This window comes from Methylobacter arcticus, assembly GCF_050917435.1.
Taxonomy (GTDB): Bacteria; Pseudomonadota; Gammaproteobacteria; order Methylococcales; family Methylomonadaceae; genus Methylobacter_A; species Methylobacter_A titanis.
Genome location: NZ_CP159583.1, coordinates 2,651,235 through 2,665,320, shown reverse-complemented (window position 1 = coordinate 2,665,320; position 14,086 = coordinate 2,651,235). Strand labels below are relative to the sequence as shown.

14 protein-coding genes are annotated in these 14,086 nt (G+C 47.0%); 10 read left to right on the top strand and 4 right to left on the bottom strand.

Annotation, left to right across the window (positions count from 1 at the left end; genetic code table 11):
- Positions 1 to 74: 74 nt before the first annotated feature.
- Positions 75 to 761, top strand: coding sequence for a YcbK family protein (locus ABXJ76_RS12690; RefSeq protein WP_432740964.1), 687 nt, complete (start codon positions 75 to 77; stop codon positions 759 to 761).
- Between the two features lie 327 nt (positions 762 to 1,088).
- Here ABXJ76_RS12690 and ABXJ76_RS12685 read toward each other — a convergent pair whose 3' ends face one another.
- A complete protein-coding gene (locus ABXJ76_RS12685) occupies positions 1,089 to 2,849 on the bottom strand; it encodes a L,D-transpeptidase family protein (protein ID WP_432740963.1) in 1,761 nt (586 codons plus the stop codon).
- A gap of 267 nt (positions 2,850 to 3,116) precedes the next feature.
- Here ABXJ76_RS12685 and ABXJ76_RS12680 point away from each other — a divergent pair, with 267 nt between their 5' ends.
- Genes ABXJ76_RS12680 through rpiA form a run of 3 tightly spaced genes read left to right on the top strand, consistent with a single transcriptional unit; the run spans position 3,117 to position 6,266 of the window.
- On the top strand, positions 3,117 to 4,517 hold the full coding sequence (locus ABXJ76_RS12680) for an MBL fold metallo-hydrolase RNA specificity domain-containing protein (protein WP_432740961.1): 1,401 nt from the start codon (positions 3,117 to 3,119) through the stop codon (positions 4,515 to 4,517).
- A gap of 60 nt (positions 4,518 to 4,577) precedes the next feature.
- Positions 4,578 to 5,525, top strand: coding sequence for a DUF808 domain-containing protein (locus ABXJ76_RS12675; RefSeq protein WP_432740959.1), 948 nt, complete (start codon positions 4,578 to 4,580; stop codon positions 5,523 to 5,525).
- Between the two features lie 54 nt (positions 5,526 to 5,579).
- Positions 5,580 to 6,266 (top strand): ribose-5-phosphate isomerase RpiA, encoded by a 687-nt coding sequence (gene rpiA / locus ABXJ76_RS12670; RefSeq protein WP_432740958.1) that lies wholly within the window; start codon positions 5,580 to 5,582, stop codon positions 6,264 to 6,266.
- A gap of 211 nt (positions 6,267 to 6,477) precedes the next feature.
- Here rpiA and ABXJ76_RS12665 read toward each other — a convergent pair whose 3' ends face one another.
- A complete protein-coding gene (locus ABXJ76_RS12665) occupies positions 6,478 to 6,960 on the bottom strand; it encodes a hypothetical protein (RefSeq protein WP_432740956.1) in 483 nt (160 codons plus the stop codon).
- A gap of 276 nt (positions 6,961 to 7,236) precedes the next feature.
- On the opposite strand from ABXJ76_RS12665, the gene grxD reads away from it, so the two are divergent.
- A complete protein-coding gene (gene grxD, locus ABXJ76_RS12660; RefSeq protein WP_432740955.1) occupies positions 7,237 to 7,560 on the top strand; it encodes a Grx4 family monothiol glutaredoxin in 324 nt (107 codons plus the stop codon).
- Between the two features lie 66 nt (positions 7,561 to 7,626).
- Here grxD and rnt read toward each other — a convergent pair whose 3' ends face one another.
- Positions 7,627 to 8,250, bottom strand: a complete 624-nt coding sequence (gene rnt / locus ABXJ76_RS12655; RefSeq protein WP_340122697.1) for a ribonuclease T — start codon at positions 8,248 to 8,250, stop codon at positions 7,627 to 7,629.
- Positions 8,251 to 8,368: 118 nt separating this feature from the next.
- On the opposite strand from rnt, the gene ABXJ76_RS12650 reads away from it, so the two are divergent.
- On the top strand, positions 8,369 to 9,130 hold the full coding sequence (locus ABXJ76_RS12650; protein WP_432740953.1) for an MlaA family lipoprotein: 762 nt from the start codon (positions 8,369 to 8,371) through the stop codon (positions 9,128 to 9,130).
- A gap of 32 nt (positions 9,131 to 9,162) precedes the next feature.
- Here ABXJ76_RS12650 and pyrC read toward each other — a convergent pair whose 3' ends face one another.
- Positions 9,163 to 10,200, bottom strand: coding sequence for a dihydroorotase (gene pyrC, locus ABXJ76_RS12645; RefSeq protein ID WP_432740951.1), 1,038 nt, complete (start codon positions 10,198 to 10,200; stop codon positions 9,163 to 9,165).
- A 107-nt stretch (positions 10,201 to 10,307) separates the two neighbouring features.
- Here pyrC and ABXJ76_RS12640 point away from each other — a divergent pair, with 107 nt between their 5' ends.
- The 4 genes from ABXJ76_RS12640 to ABXJ76_RS12625 all read left to right on the top strand — a co-directional run bounded on the left by ABXJ76_RS12640 (position 10,308) and on the right by ABXJ76_RS12625 (position 13,995).
- Positions 10,308 to 10,574 carry an FmdB family zinc ribbon protein gene (locus tag ABXJ76_RS12640; RefSeq protein ID WP_432740949.1) on the top strand — a complete coding sequence of 89 codons (267 nt, stop codon included), beginning with the start codon at positions 10,308 to 10,310 and terminating at the stop codon, positions 10,572 to 10,574.
- Between the two features lie 92 nt (positions 10,575 to 10,666).
- Positions 10,667 to 12,460: an aspartate--tRNA ligase gene (gene aspS, locus ABXJ76_RS12635; protein WP_432740948.1), complete on the top strand. Its 1,794-nt coding sequence runs from the start codon at positions 10,667 to 10,669 to the stop codon at positions 12,458 to 12,460.
- Positions 12,461 to 12,553: 93 nt separating this feature from the next.
- A complete protein-coding gene (gene nadA, locus ABXJ76_RS12630) occupies positions 12,554 to 13,651 on the top strand; it encodes a quinolinate synthase NadA (RefSeq protein ID WP_432740946.1) in 1,098 nt (365 codons plus the stop codon).
- A complete protein-coding gene (locus ABXJ76_RS12625; protein ID WP_432740944.1) occupies positions 13,651 to 13,995 on the top strand; it encodes a hypothetical protein in 345 nt (114 codons plus the stop codon). The genes nadA and ABXJ76_RS12625 overlap by 1 nt, the downstream gene beginning before the upstream one ends.
- Positions 13,996 to 14,086 lie beyond the last annotated feature (91 nt).

Here is a 14,086-nt window from a genome sequence, read left to right as displayed (position 1 = left end):
AATTTAAGGTTAAATGATCAGAATAATATAACGGTATTAATATCTATAAAGCATCAACGCGAGCACAACCAACTATGAATGAAAGTGATCTTATTTTATCACGACGCAAGTTTTTGAAAAATATGGCTTATGGTTCCTTGTTAATGGTGGGAGGAATCGATGTCGTCAATGCTAGAGCTAGACATCATATAGACCCACATGTACATGCTTCGCATAAAACACCTGTTCATGACAGGTTACATCATTACCTTTCCTCAAAAAAGTCCTCACATAAGATTGCTACTCATACCACATTAGCTCAAAACTCGCCTTCGCATAAGGTCCTAGCTTTACATAATACGCATACCGGCGACCGCTTAAAGCTGACTTATTTTGAGCAGGGGGATTATGTTGAAGATGCACTTCTCGAAATCAATCATCTGTTTCGCGACTACCACGATGGTAGTGTTCATCCCATTGATCCTGCATTGCTGGATCAGTTGTATGATTTAAAACACAGTCTGGAAGTCAGAAAGCCTTTTAATATTGTTTCCGGTTACCGTTCACCGGCTACTAATGCCGATTTGCGTAAACACAGCGATGGCGTTGCCAAAAACAGCCTGCATATGCAGGGCCGGGCTATTGACATACGTCTTGAGGGTATAGATTCCAAACGGATTAGAAATGCAGCGCTGGCCATGCAGCGTGGTGGTGTTGGTTATTACTCAAGATCCAATTTTGTGCATTTGGATACCGGCAGCGTAAGAAGCTGGGGCAGTTAGCTTATATCCAGGTATAAGCTTGGTGTAATGTAAGCCGTAATAAACCACGAAACACACAAAAGGACACGAAGAAAACTTCGTGTCCTTTTTTTTGGCAATTGTTCCGCCCTGTTTAATCCGCATGAAAGTGGGCATGTCGACAATTACCTTGCGCCATGGATGGCGGCAGTAAAGGTAATTATCGGGAGGAATCAATAGCTGTTTACGTCATAATGCTATGTTTATCCACGTGTTGCGTAAAACCCCGTCCTACTCTTGATCGCGACAACGGGCAAATAACTTGTGTAGATAGCTATGGCCTTTAGGTCGGGGAGGATGTGTCAAAGTCTATTTGATTAACGCTTCCTGTGCCGTATTGCTGCTGAAAAAAAGTGACTGATCAGGCAGATCATTCGCTTTACTCAAGGCTTTTAGTAATACAGCATCATGACCATAAATATCAGGATAAAACTCTAAATTATCAAATTGGTCAAAAAAAGCCGTGGTATAAAAAAACAATACCGGTATAGGTTCCTTCAAAAGAACACGTCGATTTTTTGGTGTATTCATGGCGAGCTGTATCGTTTCCGGATTCCAGTCATCCTGATTTTTAAGTACAAACTCAGCCAGTTTTTGAGGGTTCGCAACCCGCACGCAACCGTGGCTGAAATCCCTTCGCGATTGGCTAAATAAGGCATTTGCCGGAGTGTCATGCAAATACACGTCTTCCTTATTGGGAAAAATAAATTTTATTCTGCCCAAGGCATTCTTTCCCCCCGGACGCTGTCGGATTCTTAACTTGCCTTGTTGAAGCATATTCAGGGTTTCTCTATTAAGTGCAGTAGGCGTTTCCGTGTTGCGGTTAACAGCGACCAGTTCCATGTTTTCCTGGTTAAGATAGTTGTTGTTTTTAAGCAACTTTGGCAGTATTTCTTTTTTTGTGATGCTGGAAGGGACATTCCAGTAAGGCATGAAATCTATATAGTGCATTTCTGCCATCAACACCGGGGTTTGATGTTTCAGTGCTTTGCCGACAACGACCTTCATATTAACTATGTTTGCATCGGTCTGAGCAATCGAATCAAATGCCCATAATTGGAAGGCGGGAATATTAACAATAATGGATGTTCCGGTATTGAGTTCAGGTAACCAGCGCAATCTTTCCATAGCCAATTCGATTTGTATGACTCGCTGGCTTAAAGGCTCATTGAGCATAGCGACAGTGCCTTTTCCGATATGTCCATCCGCAGTAAGTCCATGCCGTTTTTGAAACGACTTAACTCCGGTAACGATAGCGTCAGTGTAGATTGGCACTATTTTAGTACTGATAGCCGTTTTATCTTTAGGCAAATGGGAGGGTTTTTCAGTACTGATAACGGTTTTATCTTCAGGCAAATCGCCGACAGCGATTAGAAACCGGCGTAGTTCGCCAATTTGCGGGTGAGCGTCTCCGGGGAGCAAGGTTTTCTTAATATCCAGTTTTAAACGCGGCGTATTCGCGGCAAGTTGGCGGTAGCTAGCCAATGCCTGTTTTAACTTTGGGTATTGTTTTAGCTGAGGTTCAACCGATAACGGTAATTTAGCTAGCGTGTTTTGTGCCAGACTATTTTTAATCAACGCCGGTAAATCAAGCAGCTTTTTTTCTCTTAACTTTAAGTTAAAATTTATACCCTGTGGATTTATTCGTCCATAATGCAAGTCATGCAAGTAGCGTAGCAATGAGATACTGAGCGCTGTATCGTATAACGCTAATTCCTTATAGGAATCAGGCTTGAGCAATAAGGCAATTTGTCGATTTCGTTGTAGGGTTTCAATATCGTAATTTTTAGGATTTAAACCGTGATCAGCTGCCTTAGCCAACAGATTAAGCCCATCGGTGATATTTTTTTCGGTATTCCGATTGCCTAGCCACAGTAATTGATGGTTCGACATTTTATAGAGGGATTCAATATCTTCGGTACGATTTTCGAAATTGGACAGCATCAGGTAGGGGTGCTGTTTTGTCGAAATAATGGCGGTAATTTCCTGAGCTATGCCGGGTTCCTGATTGAGGGGATCTTCAGTAGGCGCTGCTGGCATAGGTAGGCCCAAAGCAAGTAGTGTTTGCATGGGGAGACCTAAGCAAAAAAACAGGAGCAATCGGGGGATAGAGTGTCTTATGGTCTTTTTCAATTTAGTTCTTCGCTGAAAAAATTCGTGAAGTTAAGTTTTGTCGCTGGGTTACGACAAAACTCTTTTAATAGGATAATAAGCTTTTTGCTGAACGACTCGGTGATGGCCCGATTTTAACATCAACTCTGTCATTCGAGGAAATTTGATGTGATCATTTGCAGATGACATTATTATGTTAATTTTTACACATGACAAGGCAATGCGATGGCAAATCTTACTTTTTTAGGTGCAACAGGCCAAGTTACCGGCTCCTGTTATTTATTGGAAACCGACTCCAGCCGAATACTGCTTGATTGCGGGCTATTTCAGGGTTCAAGAGCAACAGAAGAACAAAATCAAGCTGATTTCCCCTTTAATCCGGCGACTATTGATGCGGTGGTGTTGTCTCATGCCCATCTTGACCATTGCGGACGCTTGCCCAAGCTGGTTAAAGAGGGTTTCAAGGGACCGGTCTTTCTGACTAAAGCCAGTTTCCCGCTGCTGGAATTGATGCTGATGGATGCTGTCCATCTGCAATTAAGAGACATCGAATGGGAAAATAAACGTCGGGAACGCGCCGGTAAGCCGTTGCTTGAACCTTTATATACGGAGGCCGATGTAAAAGCGATATTGGCGCTGCGTCAGCCGATAGCTTATGGCGTGGAAAGCAAAATATTGCCTGAGCTGAGCGTTTCTTTTCATGAAGCCGGGCATATACTCGGTTCAGCGATCGTACGTTTGCGAATCAAGGATCAAGATAAAACCAAAATACTGGTTTTTTCCGGCGACTTGGGCAACAAGAATGCGCCGTTACTGCGTGATCCAACCGTTCTAACCGAAGCCGATGTGTTGTTGCTTGAATCCACATATGGCGACCGTGACCATAAACCTCTGGAAAATACCCTGGAGGAACTACGCGAGGCTTTGGCAGAAGCCGCAGATAGCGGCGGCAATGTGATTATTCCGGCTTTTGCGGTAGGCAGAACTCAGGATCTGATTTATTGGCTGGGTAAAATTCAGCGTCAGGGCGGATTGCCGCAGCAAAAGATTTATCTGGACAGCCCGATGGCTATCGGTGCCAGCAATATCTACGCTGAACATACACACTTATTCAATATCGATGACCCCGAGTTTACCAAAGTTGCGCCTAACGGCTGGCAAGCTTGGTTGCCTGGGTTGGTCTATTCACAGACTGCGGAAGAATCCATGGCCGTCAATCGTATTGCCGGTGGCGTGATTATTATTGCCGGTAGCGGCATGTGTACCGGCGGGCGCATTCGTCACCATCTTAAATACAATTTATGGCGGCGCAATGCGCATATCATCATCGCAGGTTTTCAGGCCGAAGGCACCTTGGGTCGGGCTATTGTTGACGGGAAAAAATCGCATTTGAAAATCCTGGGCGTAGACGTCAATGTGGCGGCCAAAGTGCATACATTGGGCGCGTTAAGCGCTCATGCCGATCAAAGTCAGTTGTTAGCTTGGGCTAGTCATTTTAAAGAACCCAAGCCGCGTCTTTATTTGATACATGGTGAGAAAACGGCCACATTGTCATTGCAGACCTGCTTCAAGCGCAGCGGATGGAATGCCAATATTCCTCGAGTAGGGGAGAAAATTATTATTTAACGGCCTTGTAGATTAAGCGCTGAAATTTCTTCAACTAACTTTTAACCCAAATAATTCAATATGGCCGGTACAAGCCTTTTAGTTTTACTCGATGATATTGCTACAGTCTTGGATGACGTGGCTCTGATGACCAAAATTGCGGCGAAAAAAACTGTCGGCGTTTTGGGCGATGATTTGGCGCTGAATGCCGAACAGGTATCCGGCATTCGGGCAGACCGGGAGCTGCCGGTGGTGTGGGCGGTAGCGAAAGGTTCGCTGAAAAACAAGCTGGTTTTAGTGCCGACGGCGCTGACAATCAGTTGGCTTGCGCCGTGGTTGATCATGCCGTTGCTGATGCTGGGTGGCGCCTATCTGTGTTTTGAAGGTTTTGAAAAACTGGCGCACCCGTTATTGCATTCCCATGACGAAGATGAAAGTCGTCATGCCGAACTGGCTGCGGCAGTCGCCAATCCCGAGATTAACCTGGTGGCGTTTGAACGGGATAAAATTAAAGGAGCCGTTCGTACCGACTTTGTGTTGTCGGCAGAAATTATTGTTATCACACTGGGTACCCTGGCAACAGCGGCTTTTACGACCAAAGTGGCCGTGGTTTCCGGCATTGCGCTGATGATGACCGCCGGTGTATACGGTCTGGTAGCAATCATAGTGAAGCTGGATGACGCAGGCCTTTATCTGTGCCAAAAGCCTGGACTCGGTTTATGGGCGAAAATTCAACACCAAATTGGACTGATCTTGTTGCATGGCGCGCCTTATCTGATGAAGTTGCTGACAGTTGTCGGCACGGCGGCAATGTTTATGGTGGGCGGCGGGATTCTGATTCACGGCATTCCCGTAGCGCATCACTTCATTGAGCAACTGGCTCAAAGCGCCAGCGTTGTGCTTACTATCGGCGGCATGGCGGAAACACTGATTTCTTCGCTGCTCAATGCCTTAGCGGGCGTTGTTGCCGGTGCGCTTACCTTGGTCGGAGTGACAATGGCGGGTAATATTTATCAGCGTGTTAACTAGCCTCAAGAAGAACTCTACAGTGTCGCATTCTGCTATTAAATAAAGGTGTAAACGATGAGCGATAAAGAACTTGTTGCCAAACATGCCGCTAAGCAAGTGGCAGATGGGATGCTGGTCGGGCTTGGCACCGGCTCTACAGCGAATTATTTTATTGAAGAGCTGGCGTATCGTAGCCGTGAACAGGGGCTTAAGGTGATCACGGTCGCCAGTTCGGTTGCGAGTGCGATTAAGGCGCAACAACTCGGTTTAACCACGGTTGATTTCAAGCGGGTTAGCCATCTTGATCTTTATGTCGATGGTGCTGATGAGGTGTCGCCGGAATTAACCTTACTTAAAGGTCAAGGGGCTGACTTGGTGCGCGAAAAACTGCTGGCAACTGCCAGTGAGCAATTTATCGTGTTGATTGAAGCGAGTAAGTTAGTTGCGCGAATCGGTCAGCATTTTGCGATTCCCATTGAAGTGATGCCATGTGCCTGGCAGCTGGTTAAAAAACAGTTGGAAGCACGCGGCGGGCATGGCGATTTACGCCAAAATACCCATAAAAAGGGTGTTGCGATAAGCTCTCACGGCAGTTTAATAGCGGATATAAGCTTTGATCAGCACATCGATGCTAAAACACTCAATGACATCTTAAACGGCATTTCCGGTATTGTTGAGCATGGTATTTTTTATGGGCTGGCAACGACAGTTTTAGTTGGCATCAATGGGCAGGTGCAAGAACGGCAGGCTGGCAATTTTTAATCATTGGCGGGCGAATCGGCATCTGGAGCATTGACCACTCTGGCGCGGCTTGGCACCACACGGCTTCCTCCGGTAACCACGCGCATATCCTGTTCTTCGCCGGTAGCGCTAAAGGCAGCTTTGACTTCGTAAGTACGGGTATTGATCAGACTAAATTCCGCTCGATCGGGGTTGCAAATTCCGACCGGCTTAGGATTTGTCAGTTGTCAGCCTAGTCAAGCTTTTTGTCTTTAATGCGGGTTCCCATCAGGTAGTCGAACCAGGGCCAGGTCACACACCAATTCGCGGCGCAGTTACCGCCAAGATGGTGATCGTAATGCCAGCGTAAATGCTGTTTAGCCCAGGCAGGATTTAGATGAGCTTTGCGATGTTTGTAGTAATAAAGCATTAAAGACGTATACACCGCGCCGGTAAACAGGGGAAAGAGTGGAAGCAACGGCAAATGCAGCAGTACAATGCCTGCTAACACCGCCAATTCTTTGGTTTGGGTGTTCCATGTTGTTAACGACAAAGATTGATAGCCCGGATCAAGCATCGCGTTTTTGGCGCAAACCGCATGGTGTTCATGCCAATGATAAGTCCAGAAACTCTGCCGGTTTTTGCCCAGCGCGTGCAGTATGTATTTATGCATCAGCCATTCGCCGGCATTGGCATACAGCAGTCCCAAGATGACTGGTATGGCTAAGCTAAACATGGGGCATAAAAATAAGTTGCAAAAGAAACCTCGTTCTTCTTGGGTAATCCATTGATGTCAGTTGGAATATAGACGCTTTGCCGCTGTTATCAAAGCTGTTGCAACATAAATATAACATTTTTACGGTCTCTGCTTGGGCTCCGAGCCGAAACAAGCTGAACCTATTTAAATGCCCTCCCAATATAATGGCTGGAGTGTTGAATTGAAAGATTTCCTTTTTTAATAAATATAAAGTTGATAAAATTACTAGGTTTATTATTAATCGGGTGAATCATCATGAGTGTTGTTGAAAGAATTAAAGACCAACTTGAAAATAATCAGGTTGTTTTATATATGAAAGGGTCGCCGGATTTTCCTCAATGCGGCTTTTCTGGCCAGACAGTTCAAATATTAGAAGCCTGTCATGCTAAATATAAGCACGTTAATATTTTCGAGGATCCTGAGCTTCGCGAGGCACTGAAAGAATATTCAAGCTGGCCAACCTATCCGCAGCTTTATATCGGCGGCGAGTTGGTCGGCGGCTGCGATATTGTTATCGGTCTGTATCAAAAGGGTGAACTTGCAAAAATGCTGGCTGAGGCCGGTGCTATAGCGGAGTAAGGTATGGCACGCGGATGACGTGGATTTTTATGGAAAAGTCCGTCATTCGTGTGCTTGTTTTTGTCATCAACTAGCAATCGACTCCAGTTGTTTCCATCGATTGACTATCATACAGAATAATTCTGCTGTCTTTTCCGCGTCATAGAGCGCTGCATGTGCTTTTTCGTTATCCCAGTCTAATCCTGCCGTTTGGGCGATTTTTGCCAATACGGTCTGTTGATAGGCCAATCCCCCTAATGTTGCGGTATCGAAGGTACTGAACGGATGAAAAGGACTGCGTTTTATTTGGGTTCTTTGAATGGCTGCATTTAAGAAGCCGATGTCGAAAGCCGGGTTGTGTCCGACCAGAATTGCCCGAGTACAGTTGTTACGCTTGACGGCATCTTTAATCGGTTTAAATAGCATGTGCAGCGCCTCTTTTTCGTCGATCGCCATGCGAAATGGGTGGTGCGGGTCTATGCCGTTAAACTTAAGTGCGGCAGCATCGAGTTCGGAGTTTTTAAAGGGAATAACGTGTGTGGTATAACGTTCGGTAATTTCCAGATCACCGTTACCGTCAAATTCAACGATGACGGCCGCAATTTCTAGCAATGCATTTTTTTTGGGATTAAATCCGGCTGTTTCTATGTCGACGACTACCGGGAGGTAACCGCGGAAGCGTTTGTCTAAGGGAGTTACAGGTGTATCCATTTTTTAAAGTTTGCCAAGAAGTGCTGAAATGATGGGGGAATAAATGCGGTAATTTATGATATGTTACGCGAAAGTTTACTCAATTATAAAAAATAATAGCAAAAGTAGAGAGAATGTAATGCAACAGAAAAAATTAATGACCCCGCTTGGATTTCTTGTTTTATTGAGTACGTTGGGAGGATGCGCGACTGTTGCCAATGACCCTAAAGATCCATACGAAGAATGGAATAGGGGCGTGCAATCGTTTAATGACAACCTTGACGATTATGCAATGAAGCCGGTTGCTAAAGGTTATCGCTGGATAACGCCATCGTTTGTTGATCAGGGAGTGACTAATTTCTTTGGTAATATTAGAGATATAGGGGTGACAATTAATGATCTGTTACAGTGTAAAATAGAGCAAACCGGTATGGATGGCTCGCGTTTTCTGGTGAATAGTATTGCCGGTATTGGCGGTTTGGTTGATGTTGCAAGCCTAATTGATTTGCCCAAACATAATGAAGATTTCGATCAAACCATGGGCGTTTGGGGGGTGCCGATGGGGCCTTATCTGGTGTTGCCGTTTTTTGGCCCCAGTTCTCCTCGTGGCGTGGGCGGTCTGGTCGGCGATGCGGCAATGAATCCTATTAGCTATATTGATAGTGGCATTATCACCGGCAGTCTGTTTGCGTTGAATGCCGCTGACTTACGGGCAGACAATCTGGATACCGAAAAAATTGCCTCGGAAGCGGCTGTAGACCGGTATGCGTTTTTTAAAAGTGCCTATTTTCAGCAGCGTGAATATCTGATTCACGATGGCAATTTGCCGGAAGGAGTGGATCTGCTGGATCTTGATGAGGACTTTAATGAAGATAATTTGGCTCCGGTTAAACCGTATTAAAAATCAGGCGAAGGGCGAAAAAGCTTGCATTTTTAGCCTTTAGCTAATTTCCAACACAACTCTTCATTTGCCTTGAGCGGCGTGATGGACAGGTTACCCTCTCCATAAGTAGGCGGCACTTTCCAGGTGATTTTTTCCAGCGTGACCGTGCCTAAATTTCTGGGCAAACGGTAAAAATCGGCACCGTAAAAACTGGCGAAGCCTTCCAGTTTGTCCAAGGCGTCCGCCCGCTCAAATGCTTCCGCGTATAGCTCCAAAGCTGCATGAGCGCTGTAACATCCGGCGCAACCGCAGGCGGTTTCCTTTAATGAAGTCAGATGCGGAGCGCTGTCTGTGCCCAGAAAAAATTTCGGATTGCCGCTGGTCGCGGCCTCGACTAATGCCAAACGATGAGACTCGCGTTTAATAATCGGCAGGCAGTAATAGTGCGGTCTGATGCCGCCAGCCAGAAGCGCATTGCGGTTAAACAGTAAATGTTGGGGGGTAATGGTCGCAGCAACATTTGTGCTGGATGCTTGTACAAACTGCACGGCTTCAGCGGTGGTTACATGCTCAAGCACGATGCGCAAACCGGGGAAATTATCGGTGATGTCGGTAAGATAGGTGTCGATAAATATCCGTTCCCGGTCAAAAATATCGCAAGCGTCATCGGTGACTTCGCCATGAATCAGCAGCGGGATGTCCAGTCGCTCCATTACCGCCAATAACGGATAAATCGCCTTGATGTCAGCGACGCCGGAATCGGAATTGGTGGTCGCACCTGCCGGATAAAGTTTACAGGCATGGATATGTTCGGATTCGGCGGCCTGTTTGATTTCATCTAGGCTTGTCGAACCGGTCAGATACAGCGTCATCAGCGGCGTAAAATCCAGGCCGGCAGGAATGGCTTGCAGAATTTCTTCCCGATAAGTCAAGGCCTGAGCGACCGTCGTTACCGGCGGCTTGAGGTTGGGCATGATGATCGCGCGGGCAAATTGCCTCGCGGTATGCGGCAGAACGGTTTTTAAAACGGCCCCGTTTCTGACGTGTAAATGCAGGTCATCCGGTTTGGTGATGGTTATTGTTTTCATTATTGAAGGTAAATTCTGTAAAATAGGCGGTTATTTTATAGTAAGTGTCTTGAAAAACTAAACATAGCACTTATCGTAGCTATTATTTTTTGTTATCGGAGCGGTAAATGCCAATATACGAGTACCAATGTCAGTCATGCGGTCATGAGCACGAAGCGCTACAAAAACTCAGCGCCGAGCCTCTCATTACCTGCCCAGCCTGTAGCAAGCCGGAATTAATGAAGAAGATTTCTGCGGCGGGATTCCGATTAAAGGGCAGCGGCTGGTACGAAACTGATTTTAAGAGCGGCACCAAAAAAAATATAGCGGGCGAGGCGAGCAGTACTAGTTCCCCATCGTCCACCGGTAGCAGTCCGGCTGGAAGCAGCAAATAAAAAACAGGCAAAAGGCGAAAGACTCAAGGCGAAGACGTTTTTTGCCTTTCGCTTTCCGCTTTTCATCTTAATCAAATCAACAGGGAAAATTTATGCGTACTCACATGTGCGGAGTATTAAACACACAACAGCTGGACGAAACGGTTTCAATCTGCGGTTGGGTACATAGACGCCGCGACCACGGCGGCGTTATTTTTATCGACCTCAGAGACCGCGCCGGCTTAGTGCAAGTCGTGGTTGATCCCGACATGGCTGATATTTTCGCGATTGCTGAAAGCGTCCGCAGTGAATATGTATTAAGAATTACCGGATTGGTTCGCCACCGTCCCGAAGGCACGGTTAATGCCAATATGCATTCCGGTGCGATTGAAATACTGGCTAAGGACATCGAAGTCCTGAATGAATCGGAAACCCCGCCGTTCCCGGTGGAAAGCGAGATCGAAGTTAACGAAGAGCTGCGCCTGCGCTATCGTTATATCGACTTGCGCCGCACCGTGATGCAGGAAAAGATGAAAGTGCGCCGCGATGTGACGCGGGTTTTACGGAACTTTCTCGATGACAACGAGTTTTTCGAGATTGAAACGCCTTACTTAACCAAAGCCACACCCGAAGGCGCGCGCGATTACATCGTGCCGAGCCGCACCCACGAAAACTCGTTTTTTGCGCTGCCGCAATCGCCGCAATTGTACAAGCAGATGTTAATGGTGGCGGGCATGGATCGCTATTATCAAGTCGTGCGTTGTTTCCGCGATGAAGATTTGCGCGCCGACCGTCAGCCTGAATTCACCCAGTTGGATATCGAAACCTCGTTCATGAATGAAAACGAGATCATGCATATCATGGAGGAAATGATCCGGCAGTTGTTCATTAAAGTGATCGGCGTGAATCTGGGCGACAAATTTCCGCGCATAACTCATCAGGAGTCGATATCGCGTTACGGCGTCGATAGGCCCGATTTGCGGATTCCGCTGGAATTGGTCGATATTGCCGAGGACATGAAAGACGTCGATTTCAAAGTCTTCTCGGCACCGGCCAACGACCCGAAAGGCCGCGTCGTGGCGATGCGCGTACCGAATGCAGGCGATTTAAGCCGCAAAGACATTGATGCGCTGACCAAGTATGTCAGCATTTACGGTGCACGCGGTTTGGCTTATATCAAAGTTAACGATCTTGCCGCCGGTGTCGACGGTTTGCAATCGCCTATCGTTAAATTCGCGCCTGCTGAAGTGTGGGACAGTGTGTTGGCCAAAACCGGCGCACAAAACGGCGATTTAATCTTCTTCGGCGCGGATAAAGCCAATATCGTGAATGAAGCAATGGGCGCGTTGCGGGTCAAACTGGGACATGATCTTAATTTGATTGAAGGCGAGTGGAAGCCGGTTTGGGTGATCGACTTCCCGATGTTCGACTGGGATGAGAAAAGTCAGCGTTGGAATGCGATCCACCACCCGTTCACCGCACCTAGTTGCTCGGTTGAAGAGTTGGTAGCCAATCCGGGCACAGCCTTGTCACGCGCTTACGATTTGGTGTTGAACGGCACCGAAGTCGGCGGCGGTTCAATTCGCATCAATCGTACGCCCATGCAACAAACCGTATTTGAAATTTTGGGCATCGGCGAAGACGAAGCCAGGGAAAAATTCGGCTTCCTGTTGGATGCATTGAAATACGGCGCACCTCCGCATGGCGGCCTTGCTTTCGGCCTTGATCGCTTAGTGATGCTGATGACTGGATCGAGTTCTATCCGTGACGTAATCGCTTTTCCTAAGACGCAATCGGCGGCTTGTCCTTTAGTCAGCGCACCGGCGGTAGTGACGGATGAGCAATTGAAAGAGCTGGGTATTCGCTTGATTAAGCCAGCGGGAAAAGAAAAAGCTAAGCAGGATTAAGGCTACTTATTTTTGTATTGTTTACCACGAAGGATACACTCTTGGTGGTAAACAAATCTTACCGAAGTCATTCGCCCTAGAGGAGCATCACTTATGACCAATACCCCCTTTCCGATTCAAGATTACGCCTTACTCAGCGATGAGGAATGCGATGCCAAAATTATCGCCGCCAAAGCCAAGCTTGGCCGCCGTTGCGTGGTGCTCGGGCATCATTATCAGCGCGATGAAGTGTTCAAGCATGCCGATTTTTCCGGCGATTCGCTAAAACTGTCCAGGGATGCGGCGAAATCCGATGCCGAATACATCGTATTTTGCGGCGTGCATTTTATGGCCGAAGTTGCCGATATATTGTCCCGTCCGGAGCAGATTGCCATCTTGCCGGATATGGCGGCAGGTTGTTCGATGGCCGATATGGCTAATCTGATCAAGGTGCAAAAGTGCTGGGATGAATTGGCGCAGGTTATCGATGTGGAAGCCGAAATCACCCCGATTACCTATATCAACTCGGCGGCCGACCTTAAAGCCTTTTGCGGCAAGCATGACGGCATCGTCTGTACCTCGTCCAACGCCCAGAAAATATTGGAATGGAGCTTTGCCAAAAAACCGAAAGTGCTGTTTTTTCCCGACCAGCATCTGGGACGCAATACCGGTTATGGCATGGGCATACCGTTGGAAGAAATGGTCACCTGGGATTTCACCAAGCCGATGGGCGGCTTGACCGAGGAGAAAATCCGCAATGCCAAAATCATCCTTTGGAACGGTTTTTGCTCAGTGCATCAGGTATTCAAGCCGGAACAGATTGATGAATTTTTGAAGCGCTTCCCTGAAACCAAAGTCATTGCGCACCCGGAAGCCTCGTTTGAGGTATGCCAGAAATCGGATTACATCGGTTCCACCGAGTATATTTTAACAACGGTGCGCGAAGCCGAACCGGACACCCGCTGGCTGGTGGCGACGGAACTCAATCTGGTCAACCGCCTGCACGAAGAGTGTAAGGCGCAGGGTAAAAACGTCCATTTCATGTCGCCTACCTTGTGCATGTGTTCGACCATGTTCAGGACCGACCCGCAACATTTGGCCTGGGTGCTGGAAAACCTGGCCGCAGGGCATGTGGTTAACCGGATTTCTGTGCCTGTGGACGTAGCAAAGTACGCCAAAAAAGCGTTGGATAACATGTTGGAGGTAAAGTAATGTCGGTAGATTTTAGTCGCTTAAAGCATTTTTCCATGACCTATGTATTCATCGAAGACGAAGATATAGCCTGCGAATATGAGCAAACAGAGCAAAGCCCTGTCGTTGCCGCCGATGGCAACAGCATCAGCTTTAGCTTAAGAAATATCGATCAAAGCGAAGATAACGCGTGTTATTCGGTCGTTCTGGTGAAAGAGGGCGATGACGAATTTTATATCAAGTCCGATTATTTTGACGATGCCGCCGAGCCTTACCCGCTGGATGTGGAGATTTCCGATGACGATGTAAAATTCATCCTGGAAGGCGAGGATGAGGATATGTATTTATACGGCTTTTTTGAGTAAAGTGGTGGTAATGCACTTTTGGCTTAAGGCCGTATGATGTGGTTCCGGAGTCCAAAGCTGGCTTTGGATAATTTACTCAGACAAGGCCAGT

Excerpts from the sequence above, each read along its gene's own strand:
- rpiA (WP_432740958.1), top strand. The coding sequence starts at position 5,580 with ATGAGCGATAAAGAACTTGTTGCCAAACATGCCGCTAAGCAAGTGGCA.
- ABXJ76_RS12650 (WP_432740953.1), top strand. The coding sequence starts at position 8,369 with ATGCAACAGAAAAAATTAATGACCCCGCTTGGATTTCTTGTTTTATTG.
- ABXJ76_RS12625 (WP_432740944.1), top strand. The coding sequence starts at position 13,651 with ATGTCGGTAGATTTTAGTCGCTTAAAGCATTTTTCCATGACCTATGTA.
- aspS (WP_432740948.1), top strand. The coding sequence starts at position 10,667 with ATGCGTACTCACATGTGCGGAGTATTAAACACACAACAGCTGGACGAA.
- grxD (WP_432740955.1), top strand. The coding sequence starts at position 7,237 with ATGAGTGTTGTTGAAAGAATTAAAGACCAACTTGAAAATAATCAGGTT.
- ABXJ76_RS12640 (WP_432740949.1), top strand. The coding sequence starts at position 10,308 with ATGCCAATATACGAGTACCAATGTCAGTCATGCGGTCATGAGCACGAA.
- ABXJ76_RS12680 (WP_432740961.1), top strand. The coding sequence starts at position 3,117 with ATGGCAAATCTTACTTTTTTAGGTGCAACAGGCCAAGTTACCGGCTCC.
- rnt (WP_340122697.1), bottom strand. The coding sequence starts at position 8,250 with ATGGATACACCTGTAACTCCCTTAGACAAACGCTTCCGCGGTTACCTC.
- nadA (WP_432740946.1), top strand. The coding sequence starts at position 12,554 with ATGACCAATACCCCCTTTCCGATTCAAGATTACGCCTTACTCAGCGAT.
- ABXJ76_RS12675 (WP_432740959.1), top strand. The coding sequence starts at position 4,578 with ATGGCCGGTACAAGCCTTTTAGTTTTACTCGATGATATTGCTACAGTC.
- pyrC (WP_432740951.1), bottom strand. The coding sequence starts at position 10,200 with ATGAAAACAATAACCATCACCAAACCGGATGACCTGCATTTACACGTC.
- ABXJ76_RS12690 (WP_432740964.1), top strand. The coding sequence starts at position 75 with ATGAATGAAAGTGATCTTATTTTATCACGACGCAAGTTTTTGAAAAAT.
- ABXJ76_RS12665 (WP_432740956.1), bottom strand. The coding sequence starts at position 6,960 with ATGTTTAGCTTAGCCATACCAGTCATCTTGGGACTGCTGTATGCCAAT.
- ABXJ76_RS12685 (WP_432740963.1), bottom strand. The coding sequence starts at position 2,849 with ATGCAAACACTACTTGCTTTGGGCCTACCTATGCCAGCAGCGCCTACT.